This is a genomic window from Arthrobacter sp. U41, assembly GCF_007679325.1.
Lineage (GTDB): Bacteria > Actinomycetota > Actinomycetes > Actinomycetales > Micrococcaceae > Arthrobacter.
On sequence record NZ_VEGI01000001.1, the window covers coordinates 373,904 to 390,253 of the forward strand.

Consider the following 16,350-nt stretch of genomic DNA (forward strand, 5'->3'; position numbering starts at 1 on the left):
GAGTTTCGGCCGGCACTACTGGCCGATCGAGTCCAGGGACGCCGGAATGTTGTCCAGATAACCCTTGATGTTGCGGACGGTTTCCTGCACGGAATCGCCGCCGAACTTTTCCGTAACAGCCTCGGCCAGGACCAGTGCCACCATGGCCTCGGCGACCACTCCGGCGGCAGGAACCGCACAGACGTCGGAGCGCTGGTGGTGGGCCTTGGCGGCCTCTCCGGTGCTGACATCGACCGTCTTGAGAGCGCGGGGCACGGTGGCGATCGGCTTCATCGCGGCGCGGACGCGGAGCACGTCGCCGATGCTCATGCCGCCTTCGATGCCGCCGGCGCGGTTGGATGTGCGGATGATCCTGCCGTCGGCGTCCTTGACGATCTCGTCATGAGCTGCCGAGCCGCGGCGGGACGCGGTGAGGAAGCCGTCGCCCACCTCGACGCCCTTGATGGCCTGGATACCCATCAGGGCGGCCGCCAGCCGTGAATCGAGGCGGCGGTCCCAGTGGACGTAGCTGCCGAGTCCCGGCGGAAGGCCGTAGGCAAGAACCTCGACCACACCGCCCAGGGTTTCGCCTTCCTTGTGCGCGACATCCACCTCGGCGACCATGGCGTCGGAGGTTTCCCGGTCGAAACAGCGCAACGGATCGGCGTCGAGGGCCAGGACATTGGCCGGCACCGGCAGCGGGCGGCCTTCCGGGACCGCGGTGCTGGCGATCGAGACCGTGTGGGAGACGAGCTCGATGCCGAGCTGCTTGAGGAAGGCGGAAGCGACGGTTCCGAGGGCCACGCGCGTGGCCGTTTCGCGGGCGCTGGCTCGCTCCAGCACGGGGCGGGCCTCGTCAAAGCCGTACTTCTGCATCCCGGTGAAGTCCGCGTGGCCGGGCCGGGGGCGGGTCAGCGGGGCGTTTCGGGCCTGGTCCGCGAGGGTTTCCGGGGCCACGGGATCGGCAGACATGATCTGCTCCCACTTGGGCCACTCGGTGTTGCCGACCTGGATGGCGACGGGGCCGCCCTGGGTGATGCCGTGGCGGACGCCGCCGAGGATGGTGACCACGTCCTGCTCGAACTTCATCCGGGCGCCGCGGCCGTAGCCGAGCCGGCGGCGGGCCAGCGAATCGGCGATCTGCGCGCTGGTGAGTTCAACACCGGCGGGCACGCCTTCAATAATTCCGACCAGGGCCGGGCCATGGGATTCTCCGGCAGTCAACCAACGCAACATAAAATCCATCCTGCCATGTAAGGCGGTTAGAACACCCGCCGGGGCGCCCCGGCTGCGTCACACATCACATCTATGACGTCGGCCGGCATGGCCTCGCCCAGGCCGCTGAAGTGGCGGACCTGTTCCACGGCCTGGTAAATCAGCATCTCCAGCCCGGGGACCACGGTGCCGCCGGCGTCCTGCCAGGCGGCGGCAATCCGGCTGGGCCAGGGATCGTAGGCGACGTCCAGCAGCACACCGGGCCGGGCCGGGGCAGGGCGAGCGGACGACCCGCCGGCGCGCTGCGCGAGCACTCCCGCCAGCTCTTCCGCCAGCGGGTCCGCGGCGCGGGGTGGCAGTGTGGAAATCACGACGTCGGCCCTGGCCAGCGCGGCGGCTGCCCCGCTGAGCGGGAGGACCCGGATGGCCAGTCCGACGGCGGCGGCGGCCGTCTTCGCCTCCGTCGCGCGGCTGACGTCGCGGACGTAGATTTCGGCGTCGGGCGCGCCCAGTTCCTTGAGGGCCGCGACGGCGGCCGCCGCGGTGCCGCCGCCGCCCAGGACGACGGCGGAGGGCGCCGATGCCGCGCCGGCGTGGCGCAGCGCGTTGACGATTCCTGCCACGTCGGTGTTGTAGCCGACCAGGCGGGTGGTGCCGGGGTCCTCCCCCGGCGGCGGGGCCTCGAAAGCGACGGTGTTCACCACTCCGAGGCTGCGGGCAACGCCGCGGACCTCGTCCACCTCACGGACCATGCCGGACTTCAGCGGCATGGTCACCGACAGCCCGCGCCAGCCGCGCCCCTGCCGCAGGTCCTCCCGGACCCGTGCCATAAACGCCGGCAGCGCTTCCTCGGTCACGTCGATGGCCTCGTAGTCCAGTTCCACCCCCAGGTGGGCGTAGGCCGCGCGGTGCAGCGCCGGGGACTTCGAATGGCTGATCGGGTGCCCGAGCACGGCGGCCCGGTGCGTCATACGCAGCGTCCGGGGTTGGCCTCACACCACGCGTTGTACTTGGCCACGTAGACGTTGTGCTCCGCCAGGGTCTTGGAGAACAAGGTCTCCTTGGTGTCCAGGTTGATGGTCACCCAGTAGAGGTATTCGTTCTTCTTCGGCTTGGCCGCCGCGTCGATGGCCGTCTTGCCCGGCGAGCCGATCGGTCCCACCGGGAGTCCCTGATTGGCGTAGGTGTTGTAAGGGTTGGACTTGTCCGCCTTCTGTTCCTCGTCAATGTGGAAGCTCTTGATGCCGAGCCCGTACGTCACCGTGGCGTCGGACTGGATGAGCCCGTTCGTCTCGGTGTTCGTCGGCTTGAGGCGGTTGTAGATCGCGCCCGCCACGTCGCCGTACTCGGCCTGGCCGCCCTCGGCCTGGACGATGCTGGCGACCGTGACCACGTCGTACTGCTTCGCGGGGTCCGTGACGCCCTGGGCCTTGAGTTCGTCCAGCGTGGTGGTCACCAGCTTCTGCAGCACCTCCTTGGCCGGTGTGCCGAGCGGGAACCGGTATTCGCCGGGGGCGAGGAAACCTTCGAGGTTCTTGGCCTTGGCCGGTACCCCGAACTGCGCGGGCGATTCATTGAGCGACTGGAGTTCGGCCACCGGGACGCCGGTGCCCTCGGAGATGGCCTGGAGCGATTCGCCGATCCTGAGCCCGGCGCTCAGCGCCACGTACATGACCTTGTCCTGGCCCTTGTTCAGCAGCACGTCCACGGCGTCTGAATTCTTCATTTCGTTACGCATGCTGAACTCGCCGGGGGCCAGCGCGCCGCCGGACGCCAGAAAATCCCGGAGGAACGTGTCGGCGTTCGCCACAACGTTCTTTTCCTGGAGCTGGACGGCCACGGACCTCGGTCCGGCACCCTCCGGCACGGTGATGACCACCTCGCCCGTTCCGGGGCCCGGGTAGTCCTCCAGCTTGTCTGCGCCGAGGAGGGGTTTCAGGAACTGGGCGCCGACGGCCACCGCGATCACGAAGACCGAGAGGGTCAGCAGCAGGGCAAGGAAGCGACGCCGGCGGCGGACCTTTTTGGACGGGCCTTTGGACGTGCGGATGGGGGCACCTCCGGCCATCGCAGCATGGCCGTTTTCCTCGTGGGGGTAGTCAGCAGCGTCCGCGTCGTTGTAGCCGTACTCTGCCTCGTCGGCAGGGTCGACGGCGTGGAAATCGGCGTCGCGCCGGGCGTCGTAACCGGCCGGGATGTCGCCGTAGTGGGGTGCGGTGTCCTCACGGGCAGCTGCGCCGGCGTACTCGTGGGCGGGTTGTTCGTACCGGGGTTCTTCGCGGACGGGATCTTCATGGACGGGCTGCTCAGGGGCCGGCTCTTCATGCACGGGCGAGCGGTCAGCCTCTTCATGGACCGGCTGTTCATGCATGGGCTTTTCGTACACGGGCTCTGCGGGGAGCGGCTCTTCATGCACGGTGGGCGCTGCGGGAGGCAGGACGGGCGCGTCGGCGGGCGCGATCGGCTCCGGCCGGGACACGGCGTCGGCGTCGGGGGCACTGCCGCGCCCGGCGTCGGCGTCGGGCGGGGTGTCCTCGCCCGTCTCGAAAGCCTGCGGCGGGATGACATCGTGACCCTGCGTCACCTGGGACTTCTCCTGGGCCCTGATTTCTTTGCGCGTCAGCGGTCGGCCGGCGCCGCCGAAAGCATCACCGGAGGGGTCGTCACTATTGACCGGGCTCACTGTAGCCTTCCATTTTGGGCAGAATGCGTTGTGCAGAATGCGTGTCTAATGCCGGAGCGGCCTGAGCGCCATCCCCGGTTGGCCCCGGCGCGGAGTCCGCGTATACGCGGCTTCCGACCTCCGTCCCCCTGGCCTTTTGCATATCGATTGCATGCTGCAGGATACCTGCGGCCGCAACCTGATCAACTACCTTACGGTGATTTCGACTGCTCATGCCAGCCTCATGCAGGTTCCGGTGGGCCGTCACCGTGCTCAGCCGCTCATCGACCAGCCGTACCGGCACCTCGGAACCTAGCTCTACCAGTTTACCCGCCAGTAGCACCGCGTAGTCCGAGGCCATCCGAGCCGAGGCATGCTCCTCGCCCTTCATCGTCCGCGGAAGGCCCACGAAGATCTCCACCACACCCAGCTCGACGGCAAGGGAAGCAAGGATCCGCACGTCGGTGTTCTTCTTCGCGTTCCGTTCCAGGGTGCGCAGCGGGGTGGCCAGGATGCCGTCGCGGTCGCAGACCGCCACGCCCACCCTGACGGTGCCGACGTCTACCCCGAGTTTCACGCCCCGGGGATAGTCGCCGGGCACAGCAGCTTCGTTCACGGCTCGTCCGTTATCGCCGGGTAATGGCGTCCACGACGGCGGTAAGGGCCGCGCCGACCTTCGTGGCGTCGGTGCCGCCGCCCTGGGCAACGTCGTCCTTGCCGCCGCCGCCGCCGCCGAGGATTCCGGCGGCGAGGCGCACCAGGGCACCTGCTTTGACGCCGGCCGCGCGGGCGGCCTCGTTGGTGGCGATCAGGATGACCGGGCGGTCGTTGCTGACCCCGGCGACCGCGACGGCGGCAGGCTCGGAGCCGAGGCGGGTCCGCAGGTCCAGGGCCAGGCCGCGCAGGTCGTCGGCGCCGCTGACCTGCCCGGCGTCGTGCGCGATGACCTTGACTCCGGCCGCGTCTTTGGCGGTGCCCACAAGCTGTGCTGCTGCTGCCGTGAGCTGTTCCTTGCGCAGGCGCTCCAGTTCCTTTTCTGCCGTCTTGAGTTTGGTCAGCGTGGTGGCGATCCGGTCCGCGAGCAGCCCGGAGGGAACCTTGAGCATCTCGGTGAGTTCGGTGACGAGGGCGCGTTCGGCGGCGAGGTGCCGGAAGGCGTCCATACCGACGAAGGCCTCGACGCGGCGGTTTCCCGATCCGACGGACTGTTCCCCGAGCAGGGACAGGCTGCCGATCAGCGAGGTGTTCTCGACGTGTGTGCCGCCGCAGAGCTCACGGGACCAGGCGCCGTCGATCTCCACAACGCGGACCTCGTTGCCGTAGTTCTCGCCGAACAGTGCCATGGCGCCGAGGGCCTTGGCCTCGGCGAGGCCCATGACCTTGGTCTCCACCCGGTAGTTGTTGCGGATGGCGATGTTGGAGACTTCCTCGATCTCCGAGCGTGTGGCCGGGCTCAGGCCCTCACCCCAGGCGAAGTCGAACCGCAGGTAGCCGGCCTTGTTGAAGGAACCGCGCTGCAGCGCTTCCGGGCCGAGGATCTGGTGCAGGGCTGCGTGCACGATGTGCGTGCCGGTGTGGGCCTGCTCGGCCGCGTGCCGGCGTTCCCGGTCCACGGCGGCCTGCACGAGGGAGTCGGCACCGATTTCGCCTTCACGGACGATTGCCTTGTGCACGCTCAGGCCCTTGATGGGGCGCTGGACGTCCAGGACCTCGACGACGAAGCCGTCGCCGGTGATCAGGCCGGTGTCGGCGGCCTGGCCGCCGGCTTCGGCGTAGAACGGCGTCTCGGCCAGGACCAGCTCGATTTCCTCGCCCGTGGAGGCCTGGGAGACCTTGCGGCCGCCGGTCAGGATGCCGCGAACCTTGGACTCGCCGGTGAGTTCGGTGTAGCCGGTGAAGACGGTCTCGCCGGCGGACAGCAGTTCCTGGAAGGCGCTGAGGTCGGCGTGGGAGCCCTTCTTGCCCTTGGCGTCGGCCTGGGCGCGCTGGCGCTGTTCCAGCATGAGCTTGCGGAACTCGGGCTCGTCCACCTTGAGTCCGGCTTCTTCCGCCATTTCGAGCGTGAGGTCGATCGGGAAGCCGTAGGTGTCGTGCAGGGCGAAGGCGTCGGCTCCGGAGAGCGGCTGGCCGGCGGCCTTGGAGTCCTTGACGGCGTCCTCGAGACGGGCGGTGCCCGAAGCGATGGTGCGCAGGAACGCCTTCTCCTCGGCGTAGGCGATCCTGCTGATCCGGTCGAAGTCCGTCTCCACGATCGGGTAGACGCCCTTCATGGCGTCGCGGGAGGCGGGCAGGAGTTCCGGGAGGCAGGCCTTTTCGACGCCGAGCAGGCGCATGGAGCGCACGGCCCGGCGGATCAGGCGGCGCAGCACGTAGCCGCGGCCTTCGTTGGAGGGGGTGACGCCGTCGGCGATCAGCATCAGCGAGGAACGGATGTGGTCGGCCACGACGCGCATCCGGACGTCGTCGGTGTGGTGCGGGTCCTCGGCGGACTCGGCGGAGGTGTATTCCCGGCCGGAAAGTTCCGCTGCCTTGTCGATGACGGGGCGGACCTGGTCCGTTTCGTACATGTTCTCGACGTCCTGGAGGATCATCGCGAGGCGTTCCATGCCCAGGCCGGTGTCGATGTTCTTCTTGGGCAGTTCGCCGGTGATGTCGAAGTCCACCTTGGAGCGCACGTTGTCGATCTGGTACTGCATGAACACGAGGTTCCAGATTTCCACGTAGCGGTTCTCGTCCGCGATGGGACCACCCTCGACGCCGTACGCCGGGCCTCGGTCGTAGTAGATCTCGGAGCAGGGGCCGGCAGGGCCGGGCTGGCCGGTGGACCAGTAGTTGTCCGCCTTGCCCATCCGCTGGATCCGCTCGGCGGGCATGCCGGTGTTCTTGAGCCAGAGCTGCTCGGCCTCGTCGTCCTCTTCGTAGACCGTCACCCAGAGGCGCTCCGGCGGCAGTCCGTAGCCGCCGTCGTCAACGCTTGTGGTGAGCAGTTCCCAGGCGAACTTGATGGCGTCTTCCTTGAAGTAGTCGCCGAAGGAAAAGTTGCCGCACATCTGGAAGAAGGTGCCGTGGCGGGCCGTCTTGCCGACTTCCTCGATGTCGCCGGTCCGGATGCACTTCTGCACGCTCGTGGCGCGCTTGTAGGGTGCTTCCTCCCTGGCGGTCAGGTAAGGGATGAACGGGACCATGCCGGCCACTGTGAACAGCAGGGAGGGGTCGCTGGAGACCAGGGAGGCGGAGGGAACCGCCGTGTGGCCCTTACTGACAAAAAAGTCGATCCAGCGCTTAGTGATCTCCTGCGACTTCATGAGCTGATTACTTACCCTTCAATATTCACTGCGTTGATGTTCACTGTGTTTTTCGTTCACAGCGTTTATGTTCACTGTGTTTTTCGTTCACAGCGTTTATGTTCACTGTGTTTTTCGTTCACTGTGTTTTCTGTCCACTGCGTTCCTGCTCACGGGCGTGGTCCGCGGAACGGTGTGGTTCCGGCCAGTGGCCGTGCAGGCGGCCCTTAGAGGGGGTCACGCCGTTTTTCCCATTCTCTCCCGGCTAGCGCCGGACTGCATCCTTGCCGGCGGAGCTCTTGCTGACGGCCTTCTCCAGGCCCGCGTCGATGCCGAGCGCACTCCGGAGTTCGGTCTCGCGCTCGTTCATGCCGTCGCGGACGGCGTCGGCGAAATCGTACAGGCCGTCGGCCAGCCGGCCCACGGCCCGGTTGAGGCCCTCGGGGCCCAGGTTGGACTGGGCTTCGTTGATTTTGCGGAAGGCGATGACGCCGATGGCGACACCGATTCCCATCCAGATGATTCTGTTCATGTCAGGTTCTCCAGCTGGGATTAGCGGCTGCGGCGGCCGGTGGCGGGCTTTTTGCGGGCGGAAAAGGCCGAGCGCACGCCGTAGCTGAAGGACGCGACCTTGATCAGCGGTGAACCAATGGTGGCGGCCATGAGCGAGGACAGCGCCGAGATGTTGGCGGACGCGTCGGAGACGTTGTTCGCGATCCCGTCGACTTTCTTCAGTTGCTCGTTGGTGGTGGTGACGGTGGCGGTGACTTCGTCCATGAGCGGGGTGGCGCCGTCGCTGATGGACCGGATGGACGTCCGCACTTCGTCGAACACTCCCCCGAGCTTCAGAATCGGTACGGCAAGCAGCAGGACCAGCAGTGCAAACACTCCGGCCGCGATCAGGCCGGCAATATCGCCACCAGTCATAGTCGTTCATCTCCTTGTTGCGTTGTGTAGCTGCGGGCATCTCCGGCTGAGTCAGCCGGCAACCGCAGAACTCCCCCAAGTACCTTACATACAAAGAAGCCCGTGGCGCGTGCCACGGGCTTCTTTGTAAGGTGTCGCGCTGGATCTAGCGTGCGTAGAATTCCACGACGAGCTGCTCTTCGCAGGTCACGGGGACCTCGGAGCGCTTGGGGCGACGGACCAGGCGTGCCTGCAGGGCGTCAAGCTTGACGTCCAGGTATGCCGGAACCATCGGCAGGACGTCGCGGTGAGCGCCGGCTGCTGCAACCTGGAACGGAGGCATGGACTCGCTGCGGCTGTGAACGTGGACCAGCTGGCCCTCAGAGACGCGGAAAGACGGGCGGTCAACGCGGATGCCGTCGACCAGGATGTGGCGGTGGACAACCAGCTGGCGGGCCTGGGCGATGGTGCGGGCGAAGCCGGCACGCAGCACGAGGGCGTCGAGACGCATTTCGAGCAGTTCGATCAGGTTTTCACCGGTCAGGCCCTTGGTGCGGCGTGCTTCTTCGAAGGCACGGGTCATCTGGGCTTCGCGGATGCCGTACTGGGCGCGCAGACGCTGCTTTTCGCGCAGACGTACGGCGTAGTCGGAGTCCTGCTTCTTGCGGGCACGGCCATGCTCACCGGGGCCGTACGGGCGGCGCTCCATGTACTTGGCGGCCTTGGGGGTCAGAGCAATGCCGAGTGCACGCGAAAGGCGTGCGGTACGGCGAGCACGAGTGTTGTTAGCCACTTGTGTCCTTCCAATATCTGCGGTGTGTCAGTGTTACTGGCCTCCACGATGGAGAGCATCGGCCAACCGCTGCCTTTTGCTACTGGGCACAGGGCAAACCCATCCGCTGGACATCGCACCAGCGTGCAATGCTGGAATCGGGTGGATTGTGCGTCTGTGCCTTGCCAGACAACGAACAACCTTACCATGTTGGAGCCCGCTGTCGGCGCCGGCGGCCCGGCGGGGCCGTCTGTCAGCGCCCGTCAGGATCCACTGACAGCGACGGCCGGCCGGCAGGGTCGGCCGTCAGATCCTGGCGTGCACGCCCCGGCCGCTGCGCCGTCCGAAGGATGCTGCACCCAGGAACTCCACCGCCACGAACGGCTCACTTCCTGCAACCCATTCGTCATGGCCGGGCGGAATCGCGTACGTATCGTTGGCACGGATCGTGGAGCGCACCCCGCCGGACGATTCCACTTCCATGACCCCCGCAATGCAGAACCCGAGGTGGTGGTGCTCGCAGAGTTCGGTCTCTTCCAAGGGTCTGATGGACTCGGACCACCGCCAGCCGGGACCGAGGATCATGCGGGCCACGATTTCGAAAGGGCAGGCGGTCACTTTCCCCGGATGATCCTGCGCAGCCGGTCCAGCCGGGTGGCGATGTCCCGTTCGGCGCCGTTGGCGGTGGGCTCGTAGTAGTTGCGGCCCACGAGGTCGTCCGGCGGGTACTGCTGGGTGGCCACGGAGTGCGGAGCGTCGTGGGCGTATTTGTAGCCCTGCCCGTTGCCCAGCTGCTTGGACCCCGGGTAGTGGGCATCCCGCAGGTGGGCGGGGATGCCGTTGCCGAGGCCGGCGCGGACGTCGGCGATCGCCTGGTTGATTCCCATATAGGCGGCGTTGGATTTGGGTGCGGTGGCGAGGTGGACCACGGCCTCGGCCAGGATGATGCGGCCTTCGGGCATACCGATCAGCTGGACGGCCTGGGCAGCGGCGACGGCGGTCTGCAGCGCCGTGGGATCGGCCATGCCGACGTCCTCGGCCGCGGAGATGACGATGCGGCGGGCCACGAACCGGGGGTCCTCCCCCGCCTCGAGCATCCGGGCGAGGTAGTGCAGGGCGGCGTCGACGTCGGAGCCGCGGATGGATTTGATGAAGGCACTGGCGACGTCGTAGTGCTGGTCGCCGGCGCGGTCGTAGCGCACGGACGCGACGTCGAGGGCGCGTTCCGTGTGCTTGAGGTCGATCTTCACCGGGGCGGCGACGGACGCCCCGCCGGTCCCTTCGATCCCGTCGGCGTCGTCCGCGTCCCCGAACGCGACGCCGGCGGCCGCCTCGAGCGCGGTCAGCGCACGGCGGGCGTCCCCGCCGGAGAGCCGGACGAGGTGGGCCAGGGCGTCGTCGGTGAGTTCTACCTTGCCGCCGAGTCCGCGGGCATCCGTCGCGGCCCGCAGGAGCAGGCCCTCGACGTCGGCGTCCGTGAGCGGTTTGAGGGTCAGCAGGAGAGACCGCGAGAGCAGCGGGGAGACGACGGAGAAGGACGGGTTTTCGGTGGTCGCGGCGACCAGGACCACCCAGCGGTTTTCGACGCCGGGCAGCAGCGCGTCCTGCTGGGCCTTGTTGAAGCGGTGGATCTCGTCCAGGAACAGCACAGTGGTGGTCTTGAAGAGGTCCCGGGCGGTGAGGGCCTCGTCCATAACGCGACGGACGTCTTTGACGCCGGCGGTGATGGCGGAGAGCTCAACGAATTTGCGCCCCGGGCCCTTGGCGATGACGTGCGCGAGCGTGGTTTTGCCGGTTCCGGGAGGCCCCCAGAGAATCAGTGAACTGGGGCCCGCGGGGCCGGTGGCGTCGGTGCCGGCGGCGAGCTGGCGCAGCGGCGAGCCCTGGCCAAGGAGGTGCTGCTGGCCCACTACGTCATCGAGCGTCCGCGGCCGCATCCTGACGGCGAGCGGGCTGCGCGGGGAGACTCTGCGGCTTTCGCCGGATTCCTCGACGTCGCCGTCATCCTCGATTGCGGCGCCGCTGTCCCGCCCTGCGCCAAAGAGATCATCCACATAGATAGGCTACTTCTAGTTCCCGCCCGCCCAGACACCCTCATATCGGAGACCCGCGCCATGACAACCTCCAGCACCCGTGTGGCGTTCGTCTCCGGCGCACGGCTGTTGGGGTGGGTGGAGCGCTTCGCGGCGAGCCACGGCGGGCTCACCGAGGAGGAGCTCGACGGCGGGCTGCAGCTCAGTGCCGCGGACGGAGCTGTGGCCCTGCTGCAGGCGCCGTGGCCGGCGGACGGGCGTCCCGGGCGCGGCAGCGACGCCGTCACGCGCCTGGCCTCGCTGGCCTCCCAGCAGCGGGGCATCGGGGCGGTGCTGGTGCGCCGCGGCGGCTACTCGGTGGCCGTGGTCAGCGGCGGCGCTGTGCTGGCGTCCAAGACGGGCACGCGGCATGTCCAGTCCCGGACGGCTGCCGGCGGCTGGTCCCAGCAGCGTTTTGCCCGGCGCCGGGCCAACCAGGCCGACGCACTGGTGGAGGCCGTTGCTGAGCATGCCGCCCGGATTTTCGCGGATCACCGGATCGAGTACGTGGCGCCCGGCGGCGACCGGACGCTGGCCGGGCAGGTCCTCGCCGAGCCGGTGCTGAAGCAGTACGCGGCCCGCCCCAGGCTGGCGTTCCTGGACGTCCCGGACCCGCGCGCCGCCGTGCTGAAGAAGGCGGCCGCGGACCTGTGCGCGGTGCGGGTCCTGGTGACGGATCCGTCGTATCCGCCTGATGTCCTTTAGGGCTTACCCGCCGAAGTAGACGGAAGGCGCGACGCCAAGGCGATGCCCGCGGCGATCTGTAGAAGACTCACAGCCCGCGTCAGTTCAGGGTGGTCAGCCCACATGCGCATGCACTTACGCCACGGCACGGGGCCGAATTCCCACCGGGTCGAGTGCTGCACCGGAAACAACACTCCGAGGACACCGTCACCGATGGCCATCATTGCTACGGATTCCGCGATAACAACTTTCATGAGATGCCTCCATGAGTGTGGCCACGGATGCCTGGTCGGGCATCCTGGGCGCGGGAACGGCATATTCCCCCGCCCCGATTATTCTCCGTCCGCGACCGGGGCCCTAAGTGCTGAAAGGCCCTGTCCCGTCAGGCCAGCCTTGTCGATAGTCCCCGGCGACACGTCTCCGAGGCCACGTTCCATCACCGGGAAGCAGACGGATCCCTGGGGTCGTATCACGTTGGCGTCATTAGCGCCGGCACGGACTTACGCCCGTCGGCCCGTCCTCAGCGGCGGGACATGGAAGTATTCACTTATGACTATCGATAGTGATGATTCCAACCTTCCGGCGGTAGTGGGCCCACAGGGCACGGACGCCTCGACCGGAAGCCGCCGTGGCTGGGACCATATCGGGGCCATAATCGTCGATGCAACCTTGCAGCGACGGCAGAACTATCACGCGACCGTAATGCCTCGCGTTGTCGCCCTGATTGAGGCATGGCCGGATGCCGCCACGACCAGCGGGTTCCGCAGTCGCCTCGATACGGGAACGCTCTCGGATGTCATCGATTGGCCGTCGCCTGGCCGCTTGGCCCAGGTCGAGGACATCACGTACGTGTTCGAGCGGCAGGGCATCGAAACGGTAATGGACCTCCGGGCGACGCTCGGTGAGGACGCCACGAGAGGCGTTCTCCGGGAAGAGCTGGCGGCCGTGCGGCATGTCACTCCTAAAACTCTGGATTACATTGAGATCCTGAGCGGAATCACCACGGGTGCTGCCACGTCCCTTGGCGACGACAAAGATCAACGAACCGCTTCCCCGATCGTGGATGCGGGCTGACTTCCCGGCCCAAGACGGTGCACTTCCTGTTCGAACGAACTCGCTGAAAGGGCACGCGACAAGTGGTTCAGGCGGACTGGAGCAGGAGGTATTGCGGGTACGGGTTCTCGAAGGGCTCTGGCAAGCCCGGAGCTGCCATCTGCAGGGACTGTGCCGCGGCGGCCATGGAACCGTTCAGCCGCAAGGAAGGATAACCTGTAAGGGCTCCCTGGTCAGGAATGACCGACGACGAGCTGCTGGCGCACCTGCCGGAGATCGCCGCCGTCGCCTCGCAGGTCGAGGAGCGTTTGGGTGTCTGGGTAGGAACCGCGCGTGAACGAAGGATCAGCTGGGCGCGCATCGGCGCGTCGCTGGGAATGACCAGGCAATCAGCATGGGAACGCTTTCAGGCCTCTCGATGAACACCCTGCTCAGACCAATCCGGCCGCAGTCGCCGAAATGCGACGCCGAGATCTGTCGTGCGCCACCGCAGCTGGCTCACGTGCCTGGCTCACCGGTTCTGATCCAGTAACGCAGTACGGGTCCGTGCCTGGCGCCATCCTCGCGTAGGCCGCCGAGTCGTTCGATAGTCTTCGCCGAGGCGAGGTTTCCAGCCTCGCAGATAACCAGCAAGCGTTCCATGCCGAGTCCCCGCGCCTCGCAGACCATGCGGCCGAGCGCCCAAGTTGCCAGTCCGCCCCGGCGGGCCGACGGCCGTATGCCGTAGCCGATGTGTCCGGCCCACGGCACAATGTCGCTTCCTCCGTGACGCAGCGCTATCCCGCCGAGCACTTGGTCGTCCTCAACAATCCAGCGGTACATACAGCGGTCCGACTCCCCAGCCAGCCGCTCCAGCCAGGCTGCGAACCCGGCTGGCGAATCGACGTCGTCGGCGGTCAACAGCCCGAAACCGTCTTCATGGACGCCAGGACCCCACTCGGCACGCGCCTCAAGCCACGCAGCGCGCAGACCTCGGGTTGGTTCGATCAGCTCGGGCATGCCGCCACTGTAGCTCCAGTACTCGGGTGCTTTCCAACGACGCCGCGGAGCGACGCTGACCGTAACAGAGGAACTCGTAGATACCATTCAGCCATGGAATCGTTCCCCTGGCCCGGACTCCGCGCCACGACGGAGAAGACGAAAGTGGCGGTCATCCTTCCCGGCGCTAACTATCCGGTGGAAGCGCCGCTGCTGTTCTGGACGGCACAGATGCTCGTGGACCTTGGCTGGCATGTCCAGGCGGTCCGATGGACGCTGGACGACGCGGCGCGCAGGGACCCGTACGCCTATACGGCCATCGCTGCGGAAATGGCTTTTGCCGACGCTCCCCCAGCAGCATCCCGGCTGATCGTAGCCAAGTCATTTGGCACGCTGTGCCTCCCCTGGGCCGAGCGGGCGGGCGTGCCGGGCCTGTGGCTCACCCCAATACTCACCGACCCACATATCCGGGACACGCTGGCCACCACCTCGAAGTCCGACCTTTTGCTGGGCGGCACGAAGGACGAGCTGTGGGACGGTGGCCGCCGAGATGAGAGGAACGGGACTTTCGTCGACATTCCCGGTGCCGATCATGGACTGCAAGTCCGCGGCGACTGGCGTGCGTCCGTCGCCGCCCAATCGTCCGCACTTGATCAGATCGAGAATTTCGTACGTGGCATGCCTGGGAACAGGCCAGCTACGGGGTCACGACGTTGAACGACGGATCGCCCTTCTCGAGTACGCCGAGCAGGGCTTGGAGGACGGTGGCGTCACCGTCGATGTCGATGCCGGCAGAGTCCATGTCCCCGCCGAGGAGCGCGAGCATCCGGCTTTTGGTGAGCGAGAGTTTCACCGGGGCCGTCGCATCGGCGGCCCGTGGGGTGCTCATGAGCACCCCGTTGCGCAGGGTGACCCGGTAGTTCGTCTCGAGATCTGTAAACGTCACGTTCAGTGTCAGATCGAGATCCCATGCCTTGGGTCCGTTGACCGAGATCGCAAGTGAGTCGAAGATCTGTGCAGCAGTGAGTTGGGCGAGAATCGCTGGCGCTGCCGTCACTGCCGGGGTGCCAAAGTTGCCCCCGCGGAGTTCGGTGGCGTTCGACAGGAAGAAGTTCCGCCAGGTTCCATTCTCGCTGCCATACCCAAGCTGTTCCAGGGTGTTGGCATAGAGGGAGCGGGCTGCAATGTGGTCGGGGTCGGCGAAGACGGCGTGATCCAGTAGGGTCGCCGCCCAACGGAAGTCTCCCGACTCGAAGGCTGTTTGGGCGATTTTGACGACTTGATCGAGCCCGCCCATCGCCTCGACGTACCGGTTCGCGAGTTCGGCGGGGGGATGCGGCCAGAGTCGCCCGGGGTTGGCATCGAACCAGCCCATGTACCGCTGGTAAATGGCCTTGACGTTGTGGCTGACGGAGCCGTAGTAGCCACGGGTGCTCCAGGCACGCGCCAACGCCGGCGGCAGTTCGATGATCTCGGCGATCTCCGATCCTGTGTACCCCTGGTTGATGTACCGCAGGGTCTGATCATGCAAGTAGGCGTATAGGTCCCGTTGCGTGGCCAGGTAGTCCACGATGCGATCTGATCCCCAGGTGGGCCAATGGTGGGATGCGAAAGCGACGTCAGTTCGAGCGCCGAAAGTTTCGATGGCTTCGGTCAAGTAGCCTGCCCACACGTGGGGGTCGCGGACGAGTGCCCCGCGCAGGGTCAGCAGGTTGTGCAGGGTGTGGGTCGCGTTTTCGGCCATGCACAGTGCCCGGTACCGGGGAAAGTAGAAGTGCATCTCCGCCGGCGCCTCAGTCCCCGGCGCCATCTGGAACTCGATCTCGACGCCGTCCACCGTGTGTGTCTGGCCAGTCTCACTGATGTCAAGGGTCGGTACGATGAGTCCGACTTCTCCGGTCGACGTCGTCTGGCCGAGACCTGCGCCAACCTGACCAAGAGGTCCCCGATCCAGGGCCGCGCCGTACATATAGCCGGCCCGGCGGGCCATGGCGGTCCCGGCATAGACGTTTTCGGACACCGCGTGTTCGACGAAACCAACCGGTGCGATCACTTCAATGTGGCCGGCGTTCACCGCCTCCCCCGACGCAACACCGAAAACACCGCCGAAATGGTCCACGTGGCTGTGCGTATAAATGACGGCGACAACCTGCCTCTCGCCCCGATGCATACGGTAGAGGGCGAGTGCCGCGGCCGCCGTCTCCGTCGAGATGAGCGGGTCGATCACGATCACTCCCGTGTCGCCCTCTACGAACGTGACGTTCGAAAGATCCACTCCGCGCACCTGGTAAATGCCCTCAACCACCTCATACAGACCCTGTTTGGCGACCAGGGTGGACTGGCGCCAGAGACTGGGGTTGACCGACGGCGGGGCCTCTCCTGAGAGGAACGCGTAGCTGTCGCTGTCCCAGACAACCCGGCCGTCCGATGCACTCACCACTCCCGGGTCCAGAGCTGCGATGAACCCCCTGTCGGCATCGCCAAAGTCGGCCCGGTCACTGAACGGGAGCGCCTCCGACAATTTTCGATGGGCTGCACGGATCGCCGCGGAGGCTGGCTTGGATTCCATTGGTCGTCCATCCCTTCGGGCGGGAACACTCGGTGCGTATCACTATGCACGACCCGGTAAACGCTGACAACGCCCCTTATGGGAACGGCGGCGGTATCCCCTGCAGTGGTATTGCCCGCGCGAGGCACGGCGGCGGATACAGAGCACGCCGTTCCCAGCCGCCCCGGTAGCCTGTC

The 16,350-nt window shown here is 66.7% G+C and carries 16 protein-coding genes; 4 read left to right on the forward strand and 12 right to left on the reverse strand.

Annotation, left to right across the window (positions count from 1 at the left end; genetic code table 11):
• Positions 1 to 15 precede the first annotated feature (15 nt).
• From aroC to FS787_RS01755, 10 genes are all read right to left on the reverse strand, one after another.
• Positions 16 to 1,215, reverse strand: a complete 1,200-nt coding sequence (gene aroC / locus FS787_RS01710; RefSeq protein WP_144670501.1) for a chorismate synthase — start codon at positions 1,213 to 1,215, stop codon at positions 16 to 18.
• 26 nt (positions 1,216 to 1,241) lie between these two features.
• Positions 1,242 to 2,165, reverse strand: a complete 924-nt coding sequence (locus tag FS787_RS01715) for a shikimate dehydrogenase (RefSeq protein ID WP_144670503.1) — start codon at positions 2,163 to 2,165, stop codon at positions 1,242 to 1,244.
• On the reverse strand, positions 2,162 to 3,877 hold the full coding sequence (gene mltG, locus FS787_RS01720) for an endolytic transglycosylase MltG (RefSeq protein WP_144670505.1): 1,716 nt from the start codon (positions 3,875 to 3,877) through the stop codon (positions 2,162 to 2,164). Before mltG ends, FS787_RS01715 begins: the two co-directional genes overlap by 4 nt.
• Positions 3,861 to 4,472 carry a Holliday junction resolvase RuvX gene (gene ruvX, locus FS787_RS01725; RefSeq protein ID WP_260982345.1) on the reverse strand — a complete coding sequence of 204 codons (612 nt, stop codon included), beginning with the start codon at positions 4,470 to 4,472 and terminating at the stop codon, positions 3,861 to 3,863. Before ruvX ends, mltG begins: the two co-directional genes overlap by 17 nt.
• A 10-nt stretch (positions 4,473 to 4,482) precedes the next feature.
• Positions 4,483 to 7,161: an alanine--tRNA ligase gene (gene alaS, locus FS787_RS01730; protein WP_144670507.1), complete on the reverse strand. Its 2,679-nt coding sequence runs from the start codon at positions 7,159 to 7,161 to the stop codon at positions 4,483 to 4,485.
• Between the two features lie 244 nt (positions 7,162 to 7,405).
• Positions 7,406 to 7,672 (reverse strand): DUF6167 family protein, encoded by a 267-nt coding sequence (locus FS787_RS01735; RefSeq protein WP_222124035.1) that lies wholly within the window; start codon positions 7,670 to 7,672, stop codon positions 7,406 to 7,408.
• A 20-nt stretch (positions 7,673 to 7,692) separates the two neighbouring features.
• Positions 7,693 to 8,067: a DUF948 domain-containing protein gene (locus FS787_RS01740; protein WP_144670509.1), complete on the reverse strand. Its 375-nt coding sequence runs from the start codon at positions 8,065 to 8,067 to the stop codon at positions 7,693 to 7,695.
• A 145-nt stretch (positions 8,068 to 8,212) separates the two neighbouring features.
• Positions 8,213 to 8,839: a 30S ribosomal protein S4 gene (rpsD, locus tag FS787_RS01745; RefSeq protein ID WP_024364981.1), complete on the reverse strand. Its 627-nt coding sequence runs from the start codon at positions 8,837 to 8,839 to the stop codon at positions 8,213 to 8,215.
• Between the two features lie 285 nt (positions 8,840 to 9,124).
• Positions 9,125 to 9,436, reverse strand: a complete 312-nt coding sequence (locus FS787_RS01750; RefSeq protein WP_260982346.1) for a cupin — start codon at positions 9,434 to 9,436, stop codon at positions 9,125 to 9,127.
• Positions 9,433 to 10,872, reverse strand: a complete 1,440-nt coding sequence (locus FS787_RS01755) for a replication-associated recombination protein A (protein WP_144670511.1) — start codon at positions 10,870 to 10,872, stop codon at positions 9,433 to 9,435. Before FS787_RS01755 ends, FS787_RS01750 begins: the two co-directional genes overlap by 4 nt.
• A 60-nt stretch (positions 10,873 to 10,932) precedes the next feature.
• On the opposite strand from FS787_RS01755, the gene FS787_RS01760 reads away from it, so the two are divergent.
• The 3 genes from FS787_RS01760 to FS787_RS01770 all read left to right on the forward strand — a co-directional run bounded on the left by FS787_RS01760 (position 10,933) and on the right by FS787_RS01770 (position 13,049).
• Positions 10,933 to 11,595, forward strand: a complete 663-nt coding sequence (locus FS787_RS01760) for an acVLRF1 family peptidyl-tRNA hydrolase (RefSeq protein ID WP_144670513.1) — start codon at positions 10,933 to 10,935, stop codon at positions 11,593 to 11,595.
• Between the two features lie 528 nt (positions 11,596 to 12,123).
• On the forward strand, positions 12,124 to 12,648 hold the full coding sequence (locus FS787_RS01765; RefSeq protein ID WP_144670515.1) for a hypothetical protein: 525 nt from the start codon (positions 12,124 to 12,126) through the stop codon (positions 12,646 to 12,648).
• Between the two features lie 218 nt (positions 12,649 to 12,866).
• Positions 12,867 to 13,049, forward strand: a complete 183-nt coding sequence (locus FS787_RS01770) for a hypothetical protein (protein WP_144670517.1) — start codon at positions 12,867 to 12,869, stop codon at positions 13,047 to 13,049.
• Positions 13,050 to 13,125: 76 nt separating this feature from the next.
• On the opposite strand, the gene FS787_RS01775 is transcribed toward FS787_RS01770, so the two are convergent.
• The gene (locus tag FS787_RS01775; RefSeq protein ID WP_144670519.1) at positions 13,126 to 13,626 is read right to left on the reverse strand and encodes a GNAT family N-acetyltransferase; all 501 of its coding nucleotides are present in this window, start codon (positions 13,624 to 13,626) and stop codon (positions 13,126 to 13,128) included.
• Positions 13,627 to 13,719: 93 nt separating this feature from the next.
• Here FS787_RS01775 and FS787_RS01780 point away from each other — a divergent pair, with 93 nt between their 5' ends.
• A complete protein-coding gene (locus tag FS787_RS01780; protein WP_144670521.1) occupies positions 13,720 to 14,322 on the forward strand; it encodes a hypothetical protein in 603 nt (200 codons plus the stop codon).
• Here FS787_RS01780 and FS787_RS01785 read toward each other — a convergent pair.
• Positions 14,303 to 16,174: an alkyl/aryl-sulfatase gene (locus FS787_RS01785; RefSeq protein WP_144670523.1), complete on the reverse strand. Its 1,872-nt coding sequence runs from the start codon at positions 16,172 to 16,174 to the stop codon at positions 14,303 to 14,305. The genes FS787_RS01780 and FS787_RS01785 overlap by 20 nt on opposite strands.
• Between the last annotated feature and the right edge of the window lie 176 nt (positions 16,175 to 16,350).

Excerpts from the sequence above, each read along its gene's own strand:
- aroC (WP_144670501.1), bottom strand. The coding sequence starts at position 1,215 with ATGTTGCGTTGGTTGACTGCCGGAGAATCCCATGGCCCGGCCCTGGTC.
- FS787_RS01715 (WP_144670503.1), bottom strand. The coding sequence starts at position 2,165 with ATGACGCACCGGGCCGCCGTGCTCGGGCACCCGATCAGCCATTCGAAG.
- alaS (WP_144670507.1), bottom strand. The coding sequence starts at position 7,161 with ATGAAGTCGCAGGAGATCACTAAGCGCTGGATCGACTTTTTTGTCAGT.
- FS787_RS01735 (WP_222124035.1), bottom strand. The coding sequence starts at position 7,672 with ATGAACAGAATCATCTGGATGGGAATCGGTGTCGCCATCGGCGTCATC.
- FS787_RS01740 (WP_144670509.1), bottom strand. The coding sequence starts at position 8,067 with ATGACTGGTGGCGATATTGCCGGCCTGATCGCGGCCGGAGTGTTTGCA.
- FS787_RS01760 (WP_144670513.1), top strand. The coding sequence starts at position 10,933 with ATGACAACCTCCAGCACCCGTGTGGCGTTCGTCTCCGGCGCACGGCTG.
- FS787_RS01765 (WP_144670515.1), top strand. The coding sequence starts at position 12,124 with ATGACTATCGATAGTGATGATTCCAACCTTCCGGCGGTAGTGGGCCCA.
- FS787_RS01770 (WP_144670517.1), top strand. The coding sequence starts at position 12,867 with ATGACCGACGACGAGCTGCTGGCGCACCTGCCGGAGATCGCCGCCGTC.
- FS787_RS01775 (WP_144670519.1), bottom strand. The coding sequence starts at position 13,626 with ATGCCCGAGCTGATCGAACCAACCCGAGGTCTGCGCGCTGCGTGGCTT.
- FS787_RS01780 (WP_144670521.1), top strand. The coding sequence starts at position 13,720 with ATGGAATCGTTCCCCTGGCCCGGACTCCGCGCCACGACGGAGAAGACG.
- FS787_RS01785 (WP_144670523.1), bottom strand. The coding sequence starts at position 16,174 with ATGGAATCCAAGCCAGCCTCCGCGGCGATCCGTGCAGCCCATCGAAAA.